Here is a 24,610-nt window from a genome sequence, read left to right as displayed (position 1 = left end):
CATCGAAGGTGTGCTGCAGGTACAGCAACCCGGCGATCAGACGAGGTGGCAATGCGGGCCGGCCCCGCCAGGAAGTGAACGAGACCACGAACGTGCGCTCGATCTCGGCCCAGTCGATCAGCGCAGCCAAACGGACCAGCGGGTGCTTCATGTTGAGCTGCTCGTCCAGCCGTGGGCGAAACAACTCACCGGACTGAGGCAGCGAAGGCTTCGGACCCATGGAACTCCTCGGAGAAATTTGCAAGAAAACAGGTACTGGAACAACCATACCTTGCAAATCCTGCGCCCATCCATCAGCAGAACTACGTGTCAGATCAAGGGCTTGCAGATTGTTCAGGGCGGACTCCCTAACGGAGTTGGCGCAGCTCGCAGCGTGCGGCCATGAAAAACGGCTCCCGAGGGGGGCGGACTCCCTAACGGAGTTGGCGCAGCTCGCAGGCTTGCTAGATTAAGGCCAAGCCATTGCAGAAACCGAACTCGACTTCGCCTATCGAATCGTCGCGCTGTGCGCACAGATCGGCGACCTTTACGGCGACGTCGAATGCAATGCCGGCGATCACATTCGTGCTGCGCTGTTGCCACAAACTGCCCCATCGGGAGGTAAGTCCCCTTTTCTTGATCACCCTCACCCAGGCCTTGCAATTAGAAATAATGGTCGCCCTCAACGGAACCTCACCCCTCAGTAGTTTGGTCAGATTAAATCGAAGCCTTCCAGAAGCAGAGAGAAGAGCCCCTAAAACTTGAGTTGGCTCTTAAGCTTATCAACCTCTGGTTGGATCCAGTTAATAATCTCATTTGCGGCGAGGCATTCGTTATTCCCCCTATCGTAGGTTGCTCCCTCAATTGCCATTCCAATAACTCTAAAATCCGGATCAACAAGAGGCCCACCACTATTTCCCTGCCTAATAGCTTGGCTTGCTTCCAAACGGTTAGTATTCGACCTCGGATAAATAGAGGTTATTTCACCTGATGCTGATGTCAAGGGGCGCCCTTGTTTCCAATTAGGAAATCCAAGTAGTGTTGTACCCGACGATTGCACTGGTGAACGTTCGGAAAAGAGGAGTTTCCGCAACCCCGCAGGCTTCGCTTCGGAAAATTTTAATAAAGCAATATCTAGATGTGAATCAAATTTAATCACATCTATCGAATATGTGTCATTCGTTTCCGGCACTATAAGTTTTACAGAGCGGTTTAGGATTTTTCCACTGATTTCTTTGCGCTCGTCATCGGAAAAGTCAGGATCGATGACGTGGTGACAAGAAATGAGAAGATCGTATTCAGTCACAAATACTGTGCCACGGCGATCAACCAATGGCATGTCGTCAGCAGCATCTGTCCAGACGACTTCAATGACGTAAACTGCTTTTCGCGCAGCAGTGGCTGTTTTTGCGACAGAATCAACTGACAAAGATTTTAAAGCCCTAATCTTTCGATAGATTGAATCCCTCTGCCGCAGTATATTAAATTTGGTAGCAAGTCTGACATACAGATCGTCATCAGCTCCCCGCACCATTTTTAAAAAAAGTAGCCGCCCCCTCACAATCCCCGCCAAAGGCGGCCGGGGGCGACGTCCAGCCCTCTCATAGGGAATTTTGTTCTTCCAACTTCGTAGCGCACGAGGATAGCCGTGAACATCCCACGCATGCAGCGCGCCACGAAGACGATCGACGTAATCGCGAGAAACGTTTGGAAATTTGTTAATTACTAATCCGGTAACTTCTAAGCGGCGTTTACTTGAGCTGATTCGAGTCTTATCCGAATTAATTTCAAAGCCATTGCTAGCAATAATTTCCAGCGACATAGCGCCTAACGTAACAATTTCTCCAGCAAAAGAGCAAATAGACCCCGGCAAGGACTCGGCACGCTCGCGAGGGAAGGAAAATGTTAAATCATCGCAATAACGCGTATATACCGAGTTGTGCCTAAGAGATAAACCTCTTAACTGGTTATCCAAATTCCGGCATATCAAATTTGAAATTAGGGGAGATGTCGATGCGCCTTGTACCAAAAATCCATCTTTACAGCACATATGAGCAATCAGCGATGCGATTTGATGAGAGAAGGAGAACGGTCTTTTTAAAAAAATCCCTCTAACGCGATAAAAACTGATTGTGGGAAAGAAGTTTTTTAAGTCAATATTGAGTACAAATTTTGGCGAACGTTCCGAGTGCGCTAGAGCATTTGTCACAATGCTACGACCCGAGACAAAACCGTGGACACAAGATTTCGGAGGATCGACCAAAGTTTTAAGGAACACCAACAATTTATGTTGAAGCTCTTTAAGCTCCTGAAAAGGCGCGTCAATGATTCGCACGCCACCCGACTTCTTCGGAAGAGTAAATTGGGTGTAAAGGGGGCTTGGGTAAATAACTGAGCCCACCTTTTCATATTCCATGCCAAAAACATGCCGCCCAAAGACGTGCGTGTTATTAGTTATTAGTTATTAGTTATTAGAACGTGGTTTAACGAAAGTTCTGGCATTTTATAAGTGCCGCCCCGCCTCTTTCTCATTTGCCCAGCAAGTACTTGGAGAAGTGGGATAACCTTAACTCGTGGTGGGGTTACCAAAACACCATGGCTGCGTTAACGCGGCCTAATTAAGCTCAAGCGGGACGGCAATTCAGTGTAACAAAAACCACACCCGCGCCTGAATCTTTAACTTAAGGATGGTCTGCATAAATCGCCCGAACGCGTGCTTGGCACCAGCCTGATTGCCTGAGACCATTGAGCCCATGAAGCAGAGCAGTCTTTGATTGGGAACGTCGACGAAGCGCACGCGACGTCGCGAGTTCCTCGACGAGATGGACCGGGTGGTGCCTTAGTCCGCCCTGGTGGCGGAGATCGCCCAATTCATGCCCGAAGGCAAACGCGGCCGTCCGCCGTTCCCGGTGGAATCGCTGCTGCGCATCCACTTCATGCAGCAGTGGTTCACGCTGAGTGACCCGGCGATGGAAGAAGCGCTGCACGACGTGCCGCTGTTCCGTGACTTCGCCGGCCTGGGCGGCTGGGATGACCGGCTGCCTGATGAGAGCACCCATCTTGCGCTTCCGCCATGTGCTGGACAAGCACAAGCTGGCTGAACGCATCTTGGCAACGGTCAACCTGCTGTTGGGCGCCAAAGGCCTGATGCTGCGCAGCGACACCGTGGTCGATGCCACGCTGATCTCGGCGCCGAGCTCGACCAAGAACGCCAGCGGTGAGCGCGACCTGGAGATGCACCAGAGCAAGAAGGGCCAGCAGTGGTTCTTCGGCATGAAGGCTCACATCGGCGTGGACGCTGACTCCGGCTTGGTTCACACCGTGCGCGGCACGGCCGGACACGTCAACGATGTGGTCGAGGCCAACAGCTTGCTGCATGGGCAAGAGAAGGATGTCTTTGCCGACGCCGGCTACAAGGGTGCTCACAAGCGCTCCGACGCCAAAGACGATGTGCAGTGGCATGTGGCCATGCGACCGGGTTTGCGCAAGCTGCTGGACAAGGCGGACCCCATGGATGCGCTGACCGATCAGGTCGAGCGCATCAAGGCCAGCATCCGAGCCAAGGTGGAGCACCCATTCCGTGTCATCAAGCGCCAGTTCGGCCATGTGAAGGTGCGCTACCGCGGCCTGGCCAAGAACACGGCGCAGTTGCAAACGCTGTTTGCGCTGGCCAATCTGTGGATGGTGCGCAAACGTTTGAGCGGGAGCTTGGCATGAGTGCGTCCAAAGCATGGGAAATGGGCGCGAAACGCGCCCAAACATCTGCCTGAGGGCCGTCCTGGCATCAATCCACTCATGTCAGCAGGCCCCAACCACGGTCAGTGCTCATTTGTGCAGACCTTCCTTAGTGCGTCGCGTGCGAGCGCTCCCTCGTCCAGAAGGATGTCTGCACGTCTTCACGACTCGGGGCGGGAACCCGTACAGACACCGGCTTCGCATCTACTTGGCAGCGGGCTATGACCACGTCATTGCAGAACAAGGTGGTCCCACGTCGCTTCACGCTCCATGACCTGCGGGCGTACTACACGCTCAGCACAAGGCCCAGTTTGGCTCGCTGCCCGAGCTACACGCGGACGCGAAGACTACGGCAAAAATCTACGACCGGTCCCGGGTTTCAATCCGCCGGGGGCTTTGACTTCACTTTGCCCATGTCGGCCTTCTTGCCTTTCTGAGGCTTGGCCGGCTTGCTGCCTTGGGTGTCGGCCGCTTTAGGCTTGCCGAAAAGCCAATACGCCGCGATGCCGAATAGGCCCAGGATCGAAGCAGTGGTGGACGTGATGTATGCGATCAGTACTGTGTCCGAGAGCTTGAACGCCCAGTTGGGATAGCGAGCGGTCTTGCCAATTCCCTGAAGTATGAGGAACACCCACACCGTCACGACCCACACCACGACCAGCCAAAACAAGGCCAAAGAGTATCGTTTACGAAGTGCGTGCAGGTCCTCATCGCGCGTAAGACGGGCTTCGATAGCTTTAAGTCCCGCGGCGATCTCAGCAAGTTCGTATTGCTGCTTGATGTCTGTCAGGTGGTCGGATGGGGAAAGCCCAGTGCTGACGGTCTTTCCCTCCGAAACGTCGGACGGGTCCTCGGCGAGCACAACGACATCAACCGCCTCTTTCATGCAGTCGCTGTAGCCTGCTTCTTCTCAACTCGATTGAGGTAGTAATCTTTGATCAGTGGATCAGGGATCACCTCAAAGCGGCCGCGGCCATCAGGATCATTCCAAACCAAATCCCACGGACCGCCCTTGATATGGGAAATCCGTGACAGCTGCGCCGCCGTGTAGTCTTTGTAGGCCTTCCACGTAGCGGCAATAGCCTTCTGCGCCGAAGGTGAGTCGACTGTATCGGTCGCGCGCAGATCCTCTGTAACGGTCTCTGACCCGTATTTGCGCAGTTCCTCATAAAGCGGAGGAATTACTGGCCCAAAGGTCCAGGCGCGAGGATGATCGTGCACCAGAGGGGTGTCATATCCAGCCAGATGCACCCCATGGGCGAAATACACCAGCTTCTGGACTTTCATGTTGGTGAGATTCTTGCCCTCATCCCTTGCAAGTTGGAGAAAGACATTCGCTACCGCTGCTGCAGAGTAAGTCATATGCCCTCCTTTCCCTGTTTGCAACACAGAATGTGTTCGCCTCTCATTGTACGTTTGCGCCAACCGAAGTGGCCACCAACAAACCAGTAAGACAACACTGCGCAAAACACCAATAAATTCCCATCGCGGAATAAATGGGAAAAGCCGCTACAACGTTCATAGCTGTAGCGGCTTTGCTAATTTGGTGGCCTGGGGCGGAATCGAACCACCGACACAAGGATTTTCAATCCTCTGCTCTACCGACTGAGCTACCGGGCCTAAGCCTCAAATTATAACCAGAAAAAGACGCATTCTGAAAACTTCGTCGACTTAATTCCGTTTGCCGCGTCCGAGGTCTACGCCGAGCTGGCGTAGCTTGCGGTACAGGTGGGTGCGCTCCAAGCCTGTTTTTTCAGCCACACGGGTCATGGAGCCGCCTTCGCGTGCTAGGTGGAATTCGAAATAGGCTTTTTCGAAGCCGTCGCGCGCTTCGCGCAAGGGGCGGTCCAGGTCGAAGCCTTGGTGGGCGTGCGGGCCGGGATCCTTGGTGACCACGGGCAAGGGTGCGACGGGGGCGCCGGAGGCCTCCGGGGCGGCAGGTGCTGCGGCGGCAGGCGGTGGACTGGCTGCCGCGGCGGTGGCTGCGGCAGCGGCGGGTTGTGCAGCGCTGCGGGCCAGGCCTTGCTCCACCGCCTTGAGCAGCTTTTGCATGGTGATCGGCTTTTCCAGGAAGGAAAAGGCGCCGATGCGGGTGGCTTCGACCGCGGTGTCGATGGTGGCGTGGCCGCTCATCATGATCACCGGCATGGTCAGCGTGCCGGCGGTGGCCCACTCTTTCAGCAGCGAGACGCCGTCGGTATCGGGCATCCAGATGTCCAGCAGCACGAGGTCGTACGCACTGGCGGCACGGGCGGCGCGGGCCTGCGTGGCGTTCTCCGCCAGGTCCACGCTGTGCCCTTCATCGTTCAGAATTTCCGACAACAGGTCACGAATGCCCAGTTCGTCGTCGACCACCAGAATGTTTGCCATGGGTTTTGATCAGCCTCGCGATGCGTTTCCAGGTGTTGTTAATGTGCCACCACGTGGCCAGGGGCGAATGATAGCGACACTTGCGCCCCACGCACCACCCCCTCTTCCACCCGATTGACAAGATCGACACGAGCCCCATGCTCGTCGGCGATCTTTTTCACCACAGCAAGTCCCAGGCCAGTGCCCCGGGGTTTGGTGGTTACATAGGGCTCGAAGGCGCGCTGCAGGATGTGCGCGGGAAAGCCCGATCCGCTGTCGGTGACGGTCAGCCGCACCCGGCGGGACGACTGGCTCCAGCGCGTGACGATGCGCACGGGCGCGTCGGGAGCACTGTCCGGCGCATTGCGAGCCTTTTCGGTGCTGGCGTCCTGCGCGTTCTGCAGCAGGTTGTGGATCACCTGGCGGAGTTGCTGCGCGTCGCCGGCGATCTCGGGACAGCGGGGGTCGAGTTCGGCCTCCACCGGTACGGTCGCGTTTTCGGCGCCGTAGAGCTGCAGCACGTCGGTGACGAGCGCGTTCAGATCCAGCGCATGCAGTTCGGCCGCCGGCAGGCGCGCGTAGTCGCGGAACTCGTTGACCAGCCGCTTCATGGCATCGACCTGGTCCACGATGGTGCGCACGGACTTGGTCAGCACGGCCTGTTCGGCGTCGGGCAGCTTGCCGGACAGCTTCATCTCCAGCCGCTCGGCGGACAGTTGAATGGGGGTGAGCGGGTTCTTGATTTCGTGGGCGAGCCGGCGGGCGACTTCGCCCCAGGCCTGGGCACGCTGTGCCGAGACGATTTCGGAGATGTCGTCGAACACCAGCAGGCGCAAGGCGTTGGGCAGCTCTGCCCCGCGTGCGACCAGGCTGGTGCCGTTGTTGGCCACGCCCGAAGCCGGGGAGCCGTACAGGTCGAAGGAGTGCTGCCAGTGGTCCAGCCCGTGCTGCTCGCGGTCGCCCAGGAAGGCTTCGAAATGGCTCTGGATGGCGCTGGCGAATTCGGCCAGCCCCGGCACGTCCGCCAGCGGGCGGCCTTCGAACGCCGCCATGGGGGCCCGCAGGATGCGCGTGGCACCGGGGTTGGTGGAACGGATGTGGCCCCCGGCATCCAGCACGATCACGCCGGCCGTGAGGTTGTCCAGAATGGTCTGCAAATGGGCGCGTGCCGCATCGACCTCGCCCATGCTGTGCTCGACGGCGTTGCGGGCGTCGGCCAGTTGCTGGGTCATGACGGCGAAGGAGCGCGTTAGCCCGCCGAGTTCGTCCTTGCCCTGCAGCACGGCCTTGGGGCTCAGGTTGCCGGATGCGACCTCGCGCACGCCCTCGGCCAGCACCAGCAGCGGGCGCGCCAACTGGCGGCCCAGCAGCACGGCGAGCAGCACCGCCCCGAAGACCGCCAGAAACAGGCTCAGCGTGAGCGTGCCGATGTACATGCGGCGCAGCCCCTCGCGGGCCAGGGCACGCTCCTGGTATTCGCGGTTGGCTTCTTGCACCGCGATGGCGTTGGACACCAGCACCTGCGGCAACCGCAGCGTGGCTTGCAAATAGCGGGGTTCGACCAGCAGCCCCACGCTGGCGTTGCCCACGGCCACCAAGGTCTTGACGCGCGCGTTTTGCACGGCGGCGGGATCGGCGATGTCGTCCAGCCCTTCGATCTGGAACGTGGCGCGCTGCTGGCGCGCGTTGCGCAGCAGTTGCGCGCTGGGCCGCTCGGGGCTGAGGTCGAAGCGGGACTGCCCTGCGCTGGCCACGGGCTGGCCAGCGGTGTTGAACAGCACCACGTCGCTGGCCCCCAACTGGTCGCGGATGCGTTCGAGCACCACGCCGGCGCCGGCGTCCGGCACCTGGGCAAGCTGGCTGCTGGCGGTGCGCGTCTGCGTGGCCATGTCGCTGGCGATGGTGTCCAGCGTGACCCGGGCCAGGCTGACGCCGGCGGACAGGGCGCCTTCCACCTTCACGTCGAACCAGCTTTCGATGGAGCGGGAGACGAACTGGTACGACACCACATAGATCAGCAGGCCCGGCAGCAGCCCGACCACCGCAAAAATGCCCGCCAGCTTGACCAGCAGACGGCTACCGAAGCGCCCCCGCCGAAGGCGCACGGCCAAGCGAACCACGACCCAGACGAGCACCGCGAGCAGCAGCACCGCCACCAGCACATTGAGGCCGAACAGCCAGCCGTAGTTGCGCTCGTACAGCGCGCGGTTGTTGGTGGCAACGGTGAGCAGAAACAGCAGCACCAGGCCGATCGCGCACATGATCGCGACGCCCACCCCCAGCGCCCAGCGTGCTGCCTTGGTCTGCTGGGGCGTGCGCGGCGCGGTGGGATCGTTGGTCATGGCGCGCGCTCGGCCACGGCGCGCACGCTGCGCGACAGCATCAGGTCCCAGCCGGAACGCCCCACGGCGCCGATCTGGAACGGGCGGGGCAACTGGGACATGTCGAGGCGAAACTGAAAGTGCACGGTGTATGGCCCGCCGGAAACCTCTTCCGCATCGGCGATCTTCCATCGGCTGATGCGTTGCATGGCGGAGAGGGCATCGCCCAGGTCGTCGAAATTCTGCCCCAGCGCCACGCCCAGCCCCGTGTTGGCAAACGGCGCGGAGGACTGGTTCAAGCGCCACCGGCGGGTGAGCGGCTGGTAGCTCAGGCGCAGGTAGCGCACTGAATGAGCGACGGGCTTGTCGTACCAATACCAGCGTTCGCGCACGACATCGGCCTCGGCCACGAAGTACATGGAGATGCCCTTGTAGAGCGCGTCTTCAGCCAGCTCGGGCAGTTCGAACTGCAGTGTGGTCGAGAGGTACAGGCCTTCTTCGCTGGCTTCGACGCGCAGGTCGGTGGCGTCGGGCTGCGCCAGTGCCGCGGGCGACCACAGCGCAAGGCACATCCACAGCAAAGTCGCCAGCATCAGCGGCAACCACCGACCGGGCCACGCGGCTAGCAGGTCAGGTCGCATGCTTTTGCAACAGGGCGTAAAAGAATCCGTCATGGTCACCCGATGGATTCTCGGAGACGATGCTGCCTTCAGCCGTTTTGCCGGGTATTAAATGACCGGGCGATGGCAGCAAACGGGCGTCGGTGTTGCGCGCAAGAAACGCTTGCGCCTGCAACTCGCCTTCGGCCCGGAAGACGGAGCAGGTGCAATACAGCAGCCGTCCGCCCGGCTGGAGCAAGGGCCAGAGCGTGTCGAGCAGGCGGACCTGCTGCTGCGCCAGTTGCTCGATGTCGGACTCGCGGCGCAGCCAGCGCACGTCGGGATGGCGGCGGACGATGCCCGAGGCCGTGCACGGCGCGTCGAGCAGGATGGCGTCGAACAGCCCTTCCCCGCTGGCTTGGAGCCAGCCGTCCTGCGGCCGCCCTGCATCGGCGACGAGCACCTGGGCCTGGGCTTGAACGCCCACCCGCTCGAGCGTTTCATGGATGCGGTCGGCGCGGGCGGCGTCGATTTCGAGCGCCACGACCTTCAACGGCGAGGCTGGGCCGGCGTACTCCAGCAGATGGGCGGTCTTCCCCCCTGGGGCCGCGCAGGCGTCCAGCACCCGCAAGGGCCTGGACAAGTCGAGCCCCTTGAGCAGCAGCGGCGCCGCCAATTGCGCGGCGGCGTCCTGCACCGACGCATGGCCCTGCGCGAAGCCGGGCAGTTGCTGCACCGCCACGGGGCGTTCCAGTACGACGCCGCACTCGCCCACGGCAGATGCTCCTAAATTAATAGCACTCAACCCTAGTAGATATTGCGCTGGAGTCGTTTTTTGCACATTGACCCGCAGCGCCATCGGTGCGTGCGTGTTGTTGGCCTGCAGTATCTGCTGCCAATGCTGCGGATGGTCCTTGCGCAGCCGGGCGATCCACCACGCGGGGTGGTTCCACTGGGCGACGGGGTCGCCATCGGTGGCAGCCACGATCGCATCGCGCTCCCGCAGAAAGCGGCGCAGGCAGGCGTTCAGGAAGGCGGATTGCGCCTGGGTGGCCGGATTGCGCTTGGCCGCCTCCACCGCCTGGTTCACCAGGGTGAAGGTTTCGTAGGGGGCCTCGGCGGGCGACCACGCCAGTGCGAGCGCCGTGCACAGCAGCGCATCGGCCCGGGGCGGCGGGTTGCGAGGCGCCAATTGCTTGCGCAGCGCCTGCGCTCGGCCGAGGTTGCGCAGCACCTGGAACAGCAGCGCCTGCACGCCGGGCCGCAAGCCCGGCTCGACCGCGGCCATCGCCGCCGTCCCGGACTGCCCGCCGCGCACGGCCTGCAAGGCGGTCACCACGGCGTCCAGCTGCCGCCACAGCGCCGGCTCCATGCGGCGGTCGCTCTCCGCAGGGGGCGGAAAGAAACGGGAGGGAGGGCGCGGGGCGGTCATGTTCGGAAGCCTGTCGTTAAAAGGAACGGCCGGGTGCGGTCGCTCGGCGCGATCGCTTCCTGGCCGTACCGGGGTCGGTCGGTGTATCGGTATCGAGTCCACCATCCCATCCATTGCGGGATGAAGCGGCTTGGGCGCAGCCTACAGCGTTCGCGCCGCCTTGAATCCGAACAGCCAGGCCAGCAAGCGTGCTGGAAACTGGCCGATCGCGTGGTTGTACTGCAGCGCAGCGTCGTTGAACTGGCGCGTGGCCAGCGCATTCTGGGCCACCAGCTCTTGCCACCGCTGCGCCCAAAGGGGTAAGGCCGCGCCATCGGCCGGCGCCTCGGGCACTTCCGAGGCGCGCACCATGGCCAGCCAGGCGGCTTCCAGCACTTCGCGCCCGGTCAACAGGGCCGCAGCCGCGCCCGCATCCAGCGGACGGGCACGGGCCACGGCCAACGAGGCGCCGAATTGCGTGGTGGCCGCCCACAGCGCAGCCCGGGCATCCGCCTGGGCGGTGGGCGCGGGCCCCTGAGCGGCTTCGTATTCGCCGAGCATGGCCATCATGCGCATGAGGTGGGCATCCAGCCCGCCGAACGCCTGGATGGCGGCCGAGCGCAATCGCACGATCCGGTTGTAGGCGCCCACGGCCCAGAACAGCAGCAGGGCAAGAAAAATCCAGGAGGACAGCATTGCGGCCACCGATCCCGCTTGGGTACGCAGGATCGGCGCATAAAAAGGAAACGGATAAGAAAACGCTCCCGGCCTGCCATAGCGCAGAGCGGGAGCGTTTCAGGGAGTGCGCCGTGGCTTATTGGGCGGTGGCGTCACCCACGCTGGTGGTGCTTTCGGCGTCGGACGAGTCCTCGGTCGTGGCAGCCATCTCAGCGGCTTCGGCATCGGCAATGGCGCGGCGCTCGGCGTCGTCCATGGCTTCCTTGGCCCTGCGTGCCTGGTGGTAGGCCAGGCCGGTACCGGCAGGGATCAGGCGACCCACGATGACGTTTTCCTTCAAGCCGCGCAGCTCGTCGCGCTTGCCCATGATGGCAGCCTCGGTGAGCACACGGGTCGTTTCCTGGAAGGAAGCGGCCGAGATGAAGGAGTCGGTCGACAGCGAAGCCTTGGTGATCCCCAGCAGCACATTGCTGTACGTCGAAGGGATCTTGCCTGCGGCTTGCAGCGCCTCGTTGGTGTTGAGAATCTCCGAACGCTCGACCTGCTCGCCACCGATGTAGTTGGACTCGCCCGGGGCCTCGACCACGACGCGGCGCAGCATCTGGCGAACGATCACCTCGATGTGCTTGTCGTTGATCTTCACGCCTTGCAAGCGGTACACGTCCTGCACTTCATCGACGATATAGCGCGACAGCTCTTCGATGCCCAGCAGGCGCAGGATGTCCTGCGGATCGGCCGGACCGTCCACCACGGACTCGCCCTTGTTCACGACCTGGCCTTCGTGCACCAGGATGTTCTTTTCCTTGGGGATCAGTTCATCCCAGACCTTGCCGTCCGGATCGGTGATCTGCAGCCGCACCTTGCCCTTGGTTTCCTTGCCGAACGACACCGTGCCGGTGATTTCGGCCAGCATGCCCTTGTCCTTGGGCGAGCGGGCTTCGAACAGCTCGGCCACGCGGGGCAGACCGCCGGTGATGTCGCGGGTCTTCTGGCCTTCGACCGGAATCCGCGCCAGCACTTCGCCGGGGCCCACGTCCTGGCCATCGCGCACCTGGATCAGCGAGCCGATCTGGAAGCCGATGGTCACCGAGTGGTCGGTGCCGGGAATCTTCACTTCCTGGCCCTGCGCGTCGATCAGCTTGACCTGGGGACGCACCACCTTGGCGGAGCCGCGGCGCTTCGGATCGATCACGACCAGGGTCGACAGACCGGTCACATCGTCCACCTGCTTGGCGACCGTGAGGCCTTCCTCGACGTTCTCGAACTTCACCTGGCCGGCGAACTCCGTGATGATCGGGCGGGTCAGCGGGTCCCAGTTGGCGAGGATGGTGCCGGCCTTGACCGTCTGGTCGGCCTTGACCGCCAGCGTCGCACCGTAAGGCACCTTGTGGCGCTCGCGCTCGCGGCCATGTTCGTCATGAATGACGATCTCGCCGGAACGTGCAATCACCACCAGGTCGCCCTTGGTATTGCTCACGTAGCGCATCGTGGCGTTGAAGCCAATCACGCCATTGGACTTGGCTTCCACGCTCGACGCGATGGCAGCGCGCGAAGCGGCACCGCCGATGTGGAACGTGCGCATGGTCAGCTGCGTGCCGGGTTCGCCGATGGACTGGGCAGCGATCACACCCACGGCTTCGCCGAGGTTGATCAGGCCGCCGCGGCCCAAGTCGCGTCCGTAGCACTTGGCGCACAGGCCGTAGCGCGTTTCGCAGGTCAGCGCCGTGCGCACCTTCACTTCGTCGACACCCGCGTTTTCGAGTTCCTCGATGAGGTCTTCGTCGAGCATCTGGCCGGCAGGCGCCAGCACCGAGCGCGTTTCGGGATGCAACACTTCGTCGGCCGTGGTGCGGCCCAGGATACGGTCGCGCAGCGATTCGATGACTTCACCGCCCTCGACGATGGCGCGCATCAGCGAGCCATTGGAGGTACCGCAATCCTCTTCGGTCACCACGAGATCCTGCGTCACGTCCACCAGACGGCGCGTGAGGTAGCCCGAGTTGGCCGTCTTCAGCGCCGTATCCGCCAGACCCTTACGGGCACCGTGGGTGGAGATGAAGTACTGCAACACGTTCAGACCTTCACGGAAGTTCGCCGTGATGGGGGTCTCGATGATGGAGCCGTCAGGCTTGGCCATCAGGCCGCGCATGCCGGCGAGCTGACGGATCTGGGCAGCGGAGCCGCGGGCGCCGGAGTCGGCCATCATGTAGATGGAGTTGAACGACTCCTGGTCCACTTCGTTGCCGTGGCGGTCGGTGGTCTTTTGCTTGGCCAGCTGGGCCATCATGACCTTCGACACTTCGTCGCCGGCCTTGCCCCAGATGTCCACCACCTTGTTGTAGCGCTCGCCAGCGGTCACCAGACCGGAGACGTACTGCTGCTCGATCTCTTTCACCTCCTTCTCGGAACGCTCGATGATCCCGGCCTTTTGCGGCGGCACCAGCATGTCGTCCACGCAGATGGAAATGCCGGCGCGCGTAGCGAGACGGAAACCGTTCTGCAGCAGCTTGTCGGCGAAGACCACCGTCTCCTTCAAGCCGCACTTGCGGAAGCTCACGTTGATGAGCTTGGAGATTTCCTTCTTCTTCAGCGCCTTGTTGATGTTGCTGAAGGGCAGGCCCTTGGGCAGGATCTCGGACAGCAGCGCACGGCCGGCGGTGGTTTCCACCAGCGACGTGGACGGCACGAACTCGCGCGTGTCCTTGTTCTTGGTCCACTCGGTCAGGCGCACGGTGATGCGGGCAGCCAGTTCCACTTCGCCCGCGTCGAGCGCGCGCTGCACTTCGCCGGTGTCCGCGAACACCAGGCCTTCGCCCTTGCCGTTGATGCGATCGCGGGTGGCGTAGTACAGGCCCAGCACCACGTCTTGCGACGGCACGATGGAGGGCTCGCCCGATGCCGGGAACAGCACGTTGTTGGAGGCCAGCATCAGCGTGCGGGCTTCCATCTGCGCTTCCACGGACAACGGCACGTGAACGGCCATCTGGTCACCGTCGAAGTCGGCGTTGAACGCAGCGCAGACCAGCGGGTGCAGTTGAATGGCCTTGCCTTCGATCAGGATCGGCTCGAAAGCCTGGATGCCCAGACGGTGCAGCGTAGGAGCACGGTTCAGCATGACCGGGTGCTCTTTGATGACCTCTTCCAGGATGTCCCAGACCACCGGCGTGCCGGATTCGACTTCCTTCTTGGCGGCCTTGATCGTCGTCGCGATGCCCATGGCTTCGAGGCGCGAGAAGATGAAAGGCTTGAACAGTTCCAGCGCCATCAGCTTGGGCAGGCCGCACTGGTGCAGCTTGAGCGTCGGGCCCACGGTAATCACGGAACGACCGGAGTAGTCCACGCGCTTGCCCAGCAAGTTCTGGCGGAAACGGCCCGACTTGCCCTTGATCATGTCGGCCAGGGACTTCAGGGCACGCTTGTTGGCGCCCGTCATGGCCTTGCCACGGCGGCCGTTGTCCAGCAGCGAATCGACGGCTTCCTGCAGCATCCGCTTTTCGTTGCGCGCGATGATTTCCGGAGCCTTCAGCTCCAGCAGGCGGCGCAGGCGCGAATTGCGGTTGATGACGCGGCGGTACAGGTCGTTCAGGTCGGACGTGGCAAAACGGCCACCGTCCAGCGGCACCAGCGGACGCAGGTCCGGTGGCAGCACGGGCAGCACGTCGAGCACCATCCAGCCCGGCTTGATGCCGGACTTCTTGAACGCTTCCAGCACCTTCAGGCGCTTGGCGTTCTTCTTGACCTTGACTTCGGAGCCGGTCAGATCGCCGCGCAGCTTTTCGATTTCGAGGTCGATATCGATGGCTTCGAGCAGGTCCTTGATGCCTTCCGCGCCCATCTTGGCGATGAACTCGTCACCGTATTCCTTGCGCTTGGCGTCGTAGTCGTCCTCCGACATGATGCTGAACTTCTTCAGCGGGGTCATGCCGGGGTCGGTCACCACGTAGGCTTCGAAGTACAGCACGCGCTCGATGTCGCGCAGCGTCATGTCCAGCACCAGGCCCAGACGCGACGGCAGCGACTTCAGGAACCAGATGTGGGCGCAAGGCGCGGCCAGATCGATGTGGCCCATGCGCTCGCGGCGCACCTTGGTCTGCGTGACTTCAACGCCGCACTTCTCGCAGATCACACCGCGGTGCTTCAAGCGCTTGTACTTGCCGCACAGGCATTCGTAGTCCTTGATGGGGCCGAAGATCTTGGCGCAGAACAGACCGTCGCGCTCAGGCTTGAACGTGCGGTAGTTGATGGTTTCGGGCTTCTTCACTTCGCCGAAAGACCACGAGCGGATCTTTTCGGGCGAAGCCATGCCGATACGGATGGCATCGAAATGCTCGTCCGGCGTGAATTGCTTGAACAGGTCGAGTAACGATTTCATGGACTCTTTCCCTTCAATTACTTAAGAACGTTCCAGTTCGATGTCCAGGCCCAGGGAACGGATTTCCTTGACCAGCACATTGAACGATTCCGGCATGCCGGCTTCGATGGCGTGTTCGCCCTTGACGATGCTCTCGTACACCTTGGTACGGCCCTGCACGTCGTCGGACTTCACGGTCAGCATTTCCTGCAGCACGTAGGCGGCGCCATACGCTTCCAGCGCCCACACTTCCATTTCCCCGAAACGCTGGCCGCCGAACTGGGCCTTGCCGCCCAGAGGCTGCTGCGTGACGAGCGAGTACGGACCCGTGGAGCGGGCGTGCATCTTGTCGTCCACCAAATGGTGGAGCTTCAGGTAATGCATGTAGCCGATGGTGGTCGGGCGCTCGAAGCGCTCACCGGTACGGCCGTCGAACAGATAAGCCTGGGTGCGCGCGGACGTGAGGCCCTTGCGCTCGGCGATGTCGTCCGGATAGGCGATCTTCAGCATGTCCTTGATCTCCTCTTCCGAAGCACCATCGAACACGGGGGTCGCGTACGGCACGCCGTTGGTCAGATGGCCAGCCATCGCCATCAGCTCATCGTCGTTGAACTGCGACAGATCTTCCTTGCGGCCGCGCGAGTTGTAGACCTCTTCGAGGAACTTGCGCATGTCGGCCGCCTTGGCCTGCTCTTGCAGCATGTTGCCGATGCGCTGGCCGATGCCCTTGCCGGCCCAGCCCAAGTGCACTTCGAGCACCTGCCCGATGTTCATGCGCGATGGCACACCCAGCGGGTTCAGCACGATGTCGGCAGGGGTGCCGTCGGCCATGTAGGGCATGTCTTCGACCGGAACGATCTTGGACACCACACCCTTGTTGCCGTGGCGGCCGGCCATCTTGTCGCCAGGCTGCAGGCGGCGCTTGACGGCCAGGTACACCTTGACCATCTTCAGCACGCCAGCAGGCAGTTCGTCGCCCTGCGTGAGCTTCTTGCGCTTTTCTTCGAAAGCCAGGTCGAAGCTGTGGCGCGTCTGCTCCAGCGAGTTCTTGATCGACTCGAGTTGCGTTGCCACTTCGTCTTCCGCAGGACGGATGTCGAACCAGTGGAACTTCTCGACGGAAGCCAAGTAGGCCTTGTCGATCTTTGTGCCCTTGGCCAGCTTCTGCGGGCCGCCGTTGGCCACGCGGCCGTTCAGCAGCTTTTCGATCCGGTCGAAGGCGTCGGCTTCCACGATGCGCAGCTGGTCGTTCAAGTCCAGGCGGAAACGCTTGAGCTCGTCGTCGATGATCTGCTGGGCACGCTTGTCGCGCTGGATGCCTTCGCGGGTGAAGACCTGAACGTCGATCACAGTGCCTTGCGAGCCCTGGTCCACGCGCAGCGAGGTGTCCTTCACATCGGAAGCTTTCTCGCCGAAGATGGCGCGCAGCAGCTTCTCTTCGGGCGTCAGCGTGGTTTCGCCCTTCGGCGTGACCTTGCCCACCAGCGTATCGCCGGGCTGCACTTCGGCACCCACGTAGATGATGCCGGACTCATCCAGGCGGTTCAGCTGCTGTTCCGAGAGGTTCGGAATGTCGCGCGTGATTTCTTCCGCACCCAGCTTCGTGTCGCGGGCCATGACCACCAGTTCCTCGATGTGGATCGAGGTGTAGCGGTCTTCGGACACCACGCGTTCGCTGATCAGGATCGAATCTTCGAAGTTGTAGCCGTTCCAGGGCATGAACGCGATCAGCATATTCTGGCCGATGGCGATCTCGCCGAAGTCCGTCGATGCGCCGTCGGCGATCACATCCCCCTTGGCCAGCACATCGCCCTTCTGGACGATGGGACGCTGGTGGATGTTCGTGTTCTGGTTGGAACGCTGGTATTTGATGAGGTTGTAGATGTCCACACCCACTTCGCCAGCCACCGCTTCCGCATCGTTCACGCGAACCACGATGCGGGTCGCATCCACATAGTCCACCACGCCGCCGCGGTTGGCAGTCACCACGGTGCCGGAGTCGACCGCGGCCACGCGTTCGATACCGGTGCCCACCATGGGCTTCTCAGGACGCAGCACAGGCACGGCCTGGCGAGACATGTTGGCACCCATCAGCGCGCGGTTCGCATCGTCGTGCTCGAGGAACGGCACGAGCGAGGCAGCCACCGACACGATCTGCGCGGGCGACACGTCCATGTACTGCACGCGTTCAGCGCTCAGCAGCGTCGATTCGCCCTTTTCACGCGCCGACACCAGGTCGCCCGTCAGGCGGCCTTCCTTGTCCAGGGTGGCGTTCGCCTGCGCGATGACGTACTTGCCTTCTTCGATGGCGGACAGGTAATCGATCTGGTCGGTCACCTTGCCGTCCACCACGCGGCGGTAGGGGGTTTCGATGAAACCGTACTCGTTCAAGCGGGCGTAAAGAGCCAGCGAGTTGATCAGGCCGATGTTCGGACCTTCAGGCGTTTCGATCGGGCAGACGCGGCCGTAATGGGTCACGTGCACGTCACGCACTTCGAAGCCGGCACGCTCGCGGGTCAGACCACCCGGGCCAAGGGCCGACACGCGGCGCTTGTGGGTGATTTCGGCCAGCGGATTGGTCTGGTCCATGAACTGCGACAGCTGCGACGCACCGAAGAACTCCTTGAGTGCCGCGGAAATCGGCTTGGAGTTGATCAGATCGTGCGGCATGAGCGGCTCTTGCTCGGCTTGGCCCAGACGCTCTTTCACGGCCTTTTCGATACGTGCCAGACCGGTGCGGTACTGGTTCTCGGCCAATTCGCCCACGCAACGCACGCGGCGGTTACCCAAGTGATCGATGTCATCGACTTCGCCGTTGCCGTTGCGCAAGTCCACCAGAATCTTGACCACGGCCAGGATGTCTTCGTTGGACAGGACCATCGGACCGGTCGACTCGTCGCGACCGATCTTGGCGTTGAACTTCATCCGGCCAACGCGCGACAGGTCATACGTGTCGGGGTTGTAGAACAGCCGTTGGAACAGGGCTTGAACGGCGTCTTCCGTTGGCGGTTCGCCGGGGCGCATCATGCGGTAGATGGCCACGCGCGCAGCGAACTCATCCACCGTTTCATCAATGCGCAACGTTTGCGAGATGTAGGCACCCTGGTCGAGTTCGTTCGTGTAGATGACTTGAAGGTCCTGCACGCCAGAAGAACGCAGCTTCTTCAGCAGCGCTTCGGTCAACTCTTCATTGGCCTTGGCGATGATCTCACCCGTGTCGCCATCGACGATGTTGCGGGCGACGACGCGGCCGATCAGGAAGTCCTCAGGCACGCTGATGTGCGTGGTTCCGGACTGCTCCAGTTCGCGGGTGTGGCGGGCCGTGACGCGCTTGTCCTTGGCCACGACCACCTTGCCGGACTTGTCGGTGATGTCGAAACGCGCCACTTCGCCGCGCAGGCGATCGGAGACGAACTCCATCTGCGCGCCGCTGTCCATCAGGCGGAAGTTGTCGTTGACGAAGAAGTTCGCCAGGATCGATTCAGGGTTCAGGCCGATGGCCTTCAGCAGGATCGTGACCGGCATCTTGCGGCGACGGTCCACGCGGAAGTACAGGATGTCCTTGGGATCGAACTCGAAGTCCAGCCACGAACCGCGGTAAGGAATGATCCGTGCCGAGAACAGCAGCTTGCCCGAGCTGTGGGTCTTGCCCTTGTCATGCTCAAAGAACACGCCTGGCGAACGGTGCAGCTGAGACACGATCACGCGCTCGGTGCCGTTGATGATGAACGAGCCCTTGTCGGTCATCAGGGGCACTTCGCCCATGTAGACCTCTTGCTCTTTCACTTCCTTGACCACCTTGGACTGCGAAGTGGAGGACTCGCGGTCATAAATGATCAGCTGCACCTTGGCACGAACGGCCGAGGCGAAGGTCAACCCACGCGTCTGGCATTCGCGCACGTCGAATGCCGGCTTGGCGAGGTTGTACTCGATGAACTTCATCTCGACAAAACCGTTGTGCGAGACGATCGGGAAAGCGGCGTCAAACGCTGCCTGCAAGCCTTCTACAGTTCTTTTTTGGGGGGCTTTGTCGGCTTGCAGGAACGCGGTGTATGCGTCCTTCTGCATCTGCAGCAGATAAGGGACTTCCAGCACGCTATCGCGGCTGCCGAAACTTTTGCGAATTCGCTTGCGTTCGGTATAGGAATAGGCCATGAGATCTCCGGGCAAAGACATGAGTCCTGGGTCTTCGACGACTGACCTGCAAGGGCGCTTCCTCACAGGCTTGGCGGTTGGCCACTACCAACCATGGCGGACGGCGATGCATTGCACATCACCCGAACCAAGGTATCTTCTGCTGTCGGGATGGTCAGAAGACACTAGAAAACAGCGACATGAGCACTGCTTTCTGGTGCGCTCTGGGCGTAAACCCCATAAGCACCAAAGGCTGGGAGCCCTTTGCGGAGCCCCCAGCCCTGGAATCCAGGCGAATTACTTGAGTTCAGCCTTGGCGCCGGCTTCCACCAGCTTCTTCACGGCAGCTTCAGCGTCAGCCTTGGCAATGCCTTCCTTGACGTTCTTCGGAGCGCCGTCCACCAGGTCCTTGGCTTCCTTGAGGCCCAGCCCCGTGATTTCGCGGACAGCCTTAATCACGGACACCTTGTTGGCGCCGGCTTCGAGCAGAACCACGTTGAATTCCGTTTGCTCTTCAGCAGCTGCAGCACCGCCGCCGCCGCCGCCAGCGGCAGGAGCTGCCATAGCGGCTGCGCTCACGCCAAACTTTTCTTCAATGGCCTTCACCAGGTCATTGAGTTCCAGAACCGTCATGCTGTCCAGAGCGGTCAAAAATGCGTCTTTATCGAATGCCATTTTATTTCCTAACATTTGTTGGTTGTCTGTCGGGCCAATCAAGCCGCGACAGGTTCGGCGGCCGTCTCGGCAGCGCCTTCGCCTTTTTTGGCCGCCAAAGCGCCCAGCACAACGGCCGTACGCGAAATGGGGGACATAAGCAAGCCACAAATCTGAGCCAACAACACTTCCTTGGAAGGAATGTTGGCCAGTTGCTTAACGCCATTGACATCCAGGGCTTTGCCACCGAAAGCGCCACCGCGAATCACCAACTTGTCGTTGGTCTTCGCGAAATCGGCCACCACCTTAGCGGCAGCCACAGCGTCTTCAGAGAAACCATAGATCAGCGGGCCAGTCATCTGGTCGGCCACCACGTCAAATGCGCTGCCAGCCACAGCACGGCGAGCCAGAGTGTTCTTCAGAACACTCAGGGTCACGCCCTTGCTGCGAGCATCAACACGCAGTTTGGTCATGTCGGCGACCGTGATGCCACGGTATTCCGCGATCACAAGCGTTTGAGCTTTAGCGGCGAGGCTGGTCACTTCACTGATGACCGCTTCTTTCTCACTGCGATTAAGACTCAAGGTCTACTCCTTAAAATGCGCACCCGGCAAAAGCCTCGTACGCGCTCTTGTTGCAGCGACCAACTGTTCAGGAAAAATTCCATCTGCAGCGGGATCGCCATCTGCGTTGGCATCACCATCGATTTAAGTGCGACCACTTCGCACACCAACGGTCTTGGATGGCCTGTAACCCATAAAGAGCCACAGCCCACCACATCGAACCAACCCGAAGGTCGGTCCGAAGATTTCTTGCAATTACGCTGCGATGGATTGCGTATCCACGCGGACACCCAAGCCCATCGTGGAAGAAACAGCCACCTTACGCAGGTACACACCCTTGCTGGTTGCAGGCTTGGCCTTGGTCAGCGCATCAATCAGTGCAGCCAAATTGCCTTGCAGCTTGTCGTTGTCGAAAGAGCGACGACCAATGGTGCTGTGCACGATACCGGCCTTGTCAACGCGGAACTGCACTTGACCTGCCTTGGCGTTCTTCACAGCCGTAGCAACATCAGGCGTCACGGTGCCGACCTTGGGGTTTGGCATCAGACCGCGCGGGCCCAGAATCTGGCCCAGCGTACCCACGACGCGCATTGCATCAGGGGCGGCGATGACCACATCGAAAGGCATGTCGCCAGCCTTCACCATGGCGGCGAGGTCGTCCATACCGACGATGTCCGCACCAGCGGCCTTGGCTTCTTCAGCCTTGGCACCTTGAGCGAAAACAGCCACGCGAGTCGTCTTGCCAGTGCCGTTAGGCAGCACAACGGCGCCCCGAACCACTTGGTCAGACTTCTTGGCATCGATACCGAGTTGAACGGCGACGTCGATGGATTCGTCGAATTTGGCCGTTGCGGCCTCCTTAACGATCACAACTGCATCAGCAAATGCATACAGCTTGTTGCTGTCTACTTTGCCTTGCAAAGCTTTTTGCTTCTTGGTCAGCTTGGCCATCTTACAAACCCTCCACCGTCACGCCCATCGAGCGAGCAGAACCAGCCAACGTACGCACAGCAGCGTCGACATTGGCAGCATTCATATCTTTCATTTTGGTCTTGGCGATCTCTTCGAGCTGTGCGCGCGTGATCTTGCCGACCTTGGTGCTCAATGCGTTGGCAGAGCCCTTTTCAAGCTTGATAGCCTTCTTGATCAAGGTCGTCGCAGGCGGCGTCTTGATGATGAAAGTGAAGCTTTTGTCTGCAAAGGCCGTGATGACCACAGGCAAAGGCAAACCTGGCTCAACACCTTGGGTCTGGGCATTGAATGCCTTGCAGAATTCCATGATGTTGAGACCACGTTGACCCAATGCAGGGCCGATAGGTGGGGATGGATTGGCCTTACCAGCTGGCACTTGCAGCTTGACAAAACCGACGATTTTTTTCGCCATGTTTCACTCCTTGCGGGTATTAACGCTTTGGCCGTCAGCCTGAGCTCCCCGGGGTTTACGACTCATCAAATTGTTCGCGCCGAGTCGAAAAGCGCGAACCCAACAATCAAGTCTTTTCGACCTGACCAAATTCCAATTCCACTGGTGTAGAGCGACCAAAGATCATGACGGAAACGCGCACTCGGCTTTTCTCGTAATTGACTTCTTCTACAGAACCATTGAAATCCGTGAACGGTCCTTCTTTGACACGCACCAATTCACCAACCATGAATTCAATCTTGTGCCGCGGCTTATCAGTGCCTTCCTGCATCTGACTGACGATCTTTTGCACTTCCTCTTCGGAAATGGGAGCAGGGCGATTCTTCGCACCACCAACAAAGCCCGTCACCTTATTTGTATGCTTGACCAAATGCCAAGTGTCATCGTCCATCACCATTTCCACGAAAACATATCCTGGAAATAGACGGCGCTCGGTGGTCTTGCGCTGCCCATTTTTCATCTCAACGACTTCTTCAGTCGGGACAAGGATGCGGCCAAACTTCTGTTGCATGCCTGCTCGGCCGATGCGCTCAACGATATTGCGCTCGACTGCCTTCTCCATACCAGAGTAGGCATGAACAATATACCAACGCAGATCAGGATTGACAGGTGTTGCAGGACTTAAGGCTTCGCTGCCTTCAACTTCAAGGGCGTCCGTCATTATTTTCTCCAACCCAGAATCAGATCGTACAAAACCCACTCCAAGGTCTTGTCGGTGAACCAGAGAAAAAGCGCCATGATGACGACAAACGCAAACACGTAGGCCGTCATCTGGAGCGTTTCTTTACGGGTCGGCCAAACGACCTTTTTAACCTCACGCCAAGCATCACGTGCAAAGCCTACAAACTGGCGGCCAGGCTCTGAAACCAAGAACACTGCCACAGCAATCGCCAGACCAACAAGCAAAGCTGCCCATTGAACTACGGGCCCTTGCTTACCGAGCAAATAAAACCCGGCAATAGAAGCCAAAACCAAAGCGACCACTGCGGCCAATTTGGCTTTATCAACTCCAGTGCTGACGGTTTCAACTTGAGACGTTGCCATAGCTGCCTATTTTTTGACTAAGAATTCGGCATCTACAAGACACCGAAGCCCGCCAGGGCATGGCGGGCTTTTTGTTACCACTGTCAAGTGGCAGGGGCAGTAGGAATCGAACCTACAACCTTCGGTTTTGGAGACCGACGCTCTGCCAATTGAGCTATACCCCTATTTTCATGCCTTAAGCAATGATCTTTGCCACGACGCCGGCGCCGACGGTACGGCCGCCTTCACGGATGGCGAAGCGCAGGCCTTCTTCCATGGCGATGGGGTTGATCAGCTTGACGGTGATCGACACGTTGTCGCCTGGCATGACCATTTCCTTGTCGGCCGGCAGCTCGATGGCACCGGTCACGTCGGTCGTGCGGAAGTAGAACTGAGGACGGTAGTTGTTGAAGAAAGGCGTGTGACGGCCACCTTCGTCCTTGGACAGCACGTACACCTCGGCGGTGAAGTGCGTGTGCGGCTTGATGGAGCCGGGCTTGCACAGCACTTGGCCACGCTCGACGTCTTCACGCTTGGTGCCGCGCAGCAGCAGACCGACGTTGTCGCCAGCCTGGCCTTGGTCCAGCAGCTTGCGGAACATTTCCACGCCGGTGCAGGTGGTCTTTTGCGTGTCGCGGATACCGACGATTTCGATTTCTTCGCCGACCTTGATGATGCCGCGCTCGATACGGCCGGTCACCACGGTGCCACGACCGGAGATGGAGAACACGTCTTCCACGGGCATCAGGAATGCGCCGTCCACAGCGCGCTCTGGCGTGGGGATGTAGGTGTCCAGGGCATCAGCCAGCTTCATGATGGCTTCTTCGCCCAGCTTGCCCTTGTCGCCTTCCAGGGCGAGCTTGGCGGAGCCGCGCACGATGGGGGTGTCGTCGCCTGGGAAGTCGTACTTGTCCAGGAGTTCGCGCACTTCCATCTCGACGAGTTCCAGCAGCTCTTCGTCGTCCACCATGTCGCACTTGTTCAGGAACACGATGATGTAAGGCACACCCACTTGGCGGGCCAGCAGGATGTGCTCACGCGTCTGGGGCATTGGGCCGTCAGCGGCCGAGCACACAAGGATGGCGCCGTCCATCTGGGCGGCACCGGTGATCATGTTCTTCACATAGTCAGCGTGGCCTGGGCAGTCCACGTGGGCGTAATGGCGGGCAGCCGTTTCGTATTCCACGTGGGCGGTATTGATGGTGATGCCGCGGGCCTTTTCTTCAGGAGCCGCATCGATTTCGTCGTACTTCTTGGCTTCGCCGCCGAACTTGGCGGACAGCACCGTGGCGATGGCCGCCGTCAGCGTCGTCTTGCCATGGTCCACGTGACCGATCGTGCCCACGTTCACGTGGGGCTTGGTACGTTCGAACTTACCTTTTGCCATTTT

The 24,610-nt window shown here is 60.3% G+C and carries 18 protein-coding genes, 2 tRNA genes and 1 pseudogene; 1 reads left to right on the top strand and 20 read right to left on the bottom strand.

From position 1 onward, the window contains the following. A partial coding sequence (locus BLT03_RS23330) for a transposase (RefSeq protein WP_491907769.1) occupies positions 1–220 on the bottom strand: 220 nt, incomplete at its 3' end. 513 nt (positions 221–733) lie between these two features. Next, on the bottom strand, positions 734–2,395 hold the full coding sequence (locus BLT03_RS23320) for a trypsin-like peptidase domain-containing protein (protein ID WP_092746164.1): 1,662 nt from the start codon (positions 2,393–2,395) through the stop codon (positions 734–736). A 358-nt stretch (positions 2,396–2,753) separates the two neighbouring features. On the opposite strand from BLT03_RS23320, the pseudogene BLT03_RS23315 reads away from it, so the two are divergent. Beyond that, positions 2,754–3,696, top strand: a pseudogene (locus BLT03_RS23315) (IS5 family transposase). A 397-nt stretch (positions 3,697–4,093) separates the two neighbouring features. Here the strand turns inward: BLT03_RS23315 and BLT03_RS23310 are convergent. The 18 genes from BLT03_RS23310 to tuf form a co-directional block, all read right to left on the bottom strand. Continuing rightward, positions 4,094–4,600: a hypothetical protein gene (locus BLT03_RS23310; RefSeq protein WP_092746163.1), complete on the bottom strand. Its 507-nt coding sequence runs from the start codon at positions 4,598–4,600 to the stop codon at positions 4,094–4,096. After that, positions 4,597–5,076 carry a Panacea domain-containing protein gene (locus BLT03_RS23305; protein ID WP_092746162.1) on the bottom strand — a complete coding sequence of 160 codons (480 nt, stop codon included), beginning with the start codon at positions 5,074–5,076 and terminating at the stop codon, positions 4,597–4,599. The genes BLT03_RS23310 and BLT03_RS23305 overlap by 4 nt, the downstream gene beginning before the upstream one ends. Before the next feature lie 182 nt (positions 5,077–5,258). After that, positions 5,259–5,334 (bottom strand) — tRNA-Phe (locus BLT03_RS23300). A 51-nt stretch (positions 5,335–5,385) separates the two neighbouring features. After that, positions 5,386–6,084 carry a response regulator gene (locus BLT03_RS23295; protein ID WP_092746161.1) on the bottom strand — a complete coding sequence of 233 codons (699 nt, stop codon included), beginning with the start codon at positions 6,082–6,084 and terminating at the stop codon, positions 5,386–5,388. A gap of 38 nt (positions 6,085–6,122) precedes the next feature. Beyond that, on the bottom strand, positions 6,123–8,405 hold the full coding sequence (locus BLT03_RS23290) for a sensor histidine kinase (protein ID WP_092746160.1): 2,283 nt from the start codon (positions 8,403–8,405) through the stop codon (positions 6,123–6,125). Next, a complete protein-coding gene (locus tag BLT03_RS23285) occupies positions 8,402–8,977 on the bottom strand; it encodes a DUF4390 domain-containing protein (RefSeq protein WP_175537853.1) in 576 nt (191 codons plus the stop codon). Before BLT03_RS23285 ends, BLT03_RS23290 begins: the two co-directional genes overlap by 4 nt. Positions 8,978–9,014: 37 nt before the next feature. Continuing rightward, positions 9,015–10,355, bottom strand: a complete 1,341-nt coding sequence (rsmB, locus tag BLT03_RS23280; protein ID WP_245711540.1) for a 16S rRNA (cytosine(967)-C(5))-methyltransferase RsmB — start codon at positions 10,353–10,355, stop codon at positions 9,015–9,017. 201 nt (positions 10,356–10,556) lie between these two features. After that, the gene (locus BLT03_RS23275) at positions 10,557–11,090 is read right to left on the bottom strand and encodes a LemA family protein (protein WP_092746158.1); all 534 of its coding nucleotides are present in this window, start codon (positions 11,088–11,090) and stop codon (positions 10,557–10,559) included. Between the two features lie 118 nt (positions 11,091–11,208). After that, positions 11,209–15,444, bottom strand: coding sequence for a DNA-directed RNA polymerase subunit beta' (rpoC, locus tag BLT03_RS23270; RefSeq protein WP_092746157.1), 4,236 nt, complete (start codon positions 15,442–15,444; stop codon positions 11,209–11,211). 21 nt (positions 15,445–15,465) lie between these two features. After that, positions 15,466–19,578, bottom strand: a complete 4,113-nt coding sequence (gene rpoB, locus BLT03_RS23265) for a DNA-directed RNA polymerase subunit beta (protein ID WP_092746156.1) — start codon at positions 19,576–19,578, stop codon at positions 15,466–15,468. Between the two features lie 276 nt (positions 19,579–19,854). Further along, entirely contained in the window at positions 19,855–20,232 is a 378-nt protein-coding gene (rplL, locus tag BLT03_RS23260) for a 50S ribosomal protein L7/L12 (RefSeq protein WP_092746155.1), read from the bottom strand. A gap of 38 nt (positions 20,233–20,270) precedes the next feature. After that, positions 20,271–20,795, bottom strand: a complete 525-nt coding sequence (rplJ, locus tag BLT03_RS23255; protein ID WP_092746154.1) for a 50S ribosomal protein L10 — start codon at positions 20,793–20,795, stop codon at positions 20,271–20,273. 234 nt (positions 20,796–21,029) lie between these two features. After that, entirely contained in the window at positions 21,030–21,725 is a 696-nt protein-coding gene (gene rplA / locus BLT03_RS23250; RefSeq protein WP_092746153.1) for a 50S ribosomal protein L1, read from the bottom strand. Between the two features lies 1 nt (position 21,726). Beyond that, positions 21,727–22,158 carry a 50S ribosomal protein L11 gene (gene rplK, locus BLT03_RS23245; RefSeq protein WP_092746152.1) on the bottom strand — a complete coding sequence of 144 codons (432 nt, stop codon included), beginning with the start codon at positions 22,156–22,158 and terminating at the stop codon, positions 21,727–21,729. 106 nt (positions 22,159–22,264) lie between these two features. Next, a complete protein-coding gene (nusG, locus tag BLT03_RS23240) occupies positions 22,265–22,858 on the bottom strand; it encodes a transcription termination/antitermination protein NusG (RefSeq protein WP_092746151.1) in 594 nt (197 codons plus the stop codon). Beyond that, the gene (gene secE, locus BLT03_RS23235) at positions 22,858–23,241 is read right to left on the bottom strand and encodes a preprotein translocase subunit SecE (RefSeq protein WP_092746150.1); all 384 of its coding nucleotides are present in this window, start codon (positions 23,239–23,241) and stop codon (positions 22,858–22,860) included. The genes nusG and secE overlap by 1 nt, the downstream gene beginning before the upstream one ends. Positions 23,242–23,329: 88 nt before the next feature. Then, positions 23,330–23,405 (bottom strand) — tRNA-Trp (locus BLT03_RS23230). 11 nt (positions 23,406–23,416) lie between these two features. Further along, positions 23,417–24,607, bottom strand: coding sequence for an elongation factor Tu (gene tuf / locus BLT03_RS23225; RefSeq protein WP_092745834.1), 1,191 nt, complete (start codon positions 24,605–24,607; stop codon positions 23,417–23,419). Between the last annotated feature and the right edge of the window lie 3 nt (positions 24,608–24,610).

This window comes from Paracidovorax valerianellae (assembly GCF_900102625.1).
GTDB classification, from domain to species: domain Bacteria; phylum Pseudomonadota; class Gammaproteobacteria; order Burkholderiales; family Burkholderiaceae_C; genus Paracidovorax; species Paracidovorax valerianellae.
Note: the sequence above shows the minus strand (reverse complement) of the source record. Positions and strands in the feature narration are given on the sequence as shown.

What these genes read in the sequence shown, in the direction of transcription:
- BLT03_RS23320 (WP_092746164.1), bottom strand. Translation starts at nt 2,395, where the DNA reads ATGGAATATGAAAAGGTGGGCTCAGTTATTTACCCAAGCCCCCTTTAC.
- BLT03_RS23310 (WP_092746163.1), bottom strand. Translation starts at nt 4,600, where the DNA reads ATGAAAGAGGCGGTTGATGTCGTTGTGCTCGCCGAGGACCCGTCCGAC.
- BLT03_RS23305 (WP_092746162.1), bottom strand. Translation starts at nt 5,076, where the DNA reads ATGACTTACTCTGCAGCAGCGGTAGCGAATGTCTTTCTCCAACTTGCA.
- BLT03_RS23295 (WP_092746161.1), bottom strand. Translation starts at nt 6,084, where the DNA reads ATGGCAAACATTCTGGTGGTCGACGACGAACTGGGCATTCGTGACCTG.
- BLT03_RS23290 (WP_092746160.1), bottom strand. Translation starts at nt 8,405, where the DNA reads ATGACCAACGATCCCACCGCGCCGCGCACGCCCCAGCAGACCAAGGCA.
- BLT03_RS23285 (WP_175537853.1), bottom strand. Translation starts at nt 8,977, where the DNA reads ATGCTGGCGACTTTGCTGTGGATGTGCCTTGCGCTGTGGTCGCCCGCG.
- rsmB (WP_245711540.1), bottom strand. Translation starts at nt 10,355, where the DNA reads ATGGAGCCGGCGCTGTGGCGGCAGCTGGACGCCGTGGTGACCGCCTTG.
- BLT03_RS23275 (WP_092746158.1), bottom strand. Translation starts at nt 11,090, where the DNA reads ATGCTGTCCTCCTGGATTTTTCTTGCCCTGCTGCTGTTCTGGGCCGTG.
- rpoC (WP_092746157.1), bottom strand. Translation starts at nt 15,444, where the DNA reads ATGAAATCGTTACTCGACCTGTTCAAGCAATTCACGCCGGACGAGCAT.
- rpoB (WP_092746156.1), bottom strand. Translation starts at nt 19,578, where the DNA reads ATGGCCTATTCCTATACCGAACGCAAGCGAATTCGCAAAAGTTTCGGC.
- rplL (WP_092746155.1), bottom strand. Translation starts at nt 20,232, where the DNA reads ATGGCATTCGATAAAGACGCATTTTTGACCGCTCTGGACAGCATGACG.
- rplA (WP_092746153.1), bottom strand. Translation starts at nt 21,725, where the DNA reads ATGGCCAAGCTGACCAAGAAGCAAAAAGCTTTGCAAGGCAAAGTAGAC.
- rplK (WP_092746152.1), bottom strand. Translation starts at nt 22,158, where the DNA reads ATGGCGAAAAAAATCGTCGGTTTTGTCAAGCTGCAAGTGCCAGCTGGT.
- nusG (WP_092746151.1), bottom strand. Translation starts at nt 22,858, where the DNA reads ATGACGGACGCCCTTGAAGTTGAAGGCAGCGAAGCCTTAAGTCCTGCA.
- secE (WP_092746150.1), bottom strand. Translation starts at nt 23,241, where the DNA reads ATGGCAACGTCTCAAGTTGAAACCGTCAGCACTGGAGTTGATAAAGCC.
- tuf (WP_092745834.1), bottom strand. Translation starts at nt 24,607, where the DNA reads ATGGCAAAAGGTAAGTTCGAACGTACCAAGCCCCACGTGAACGTGGGC.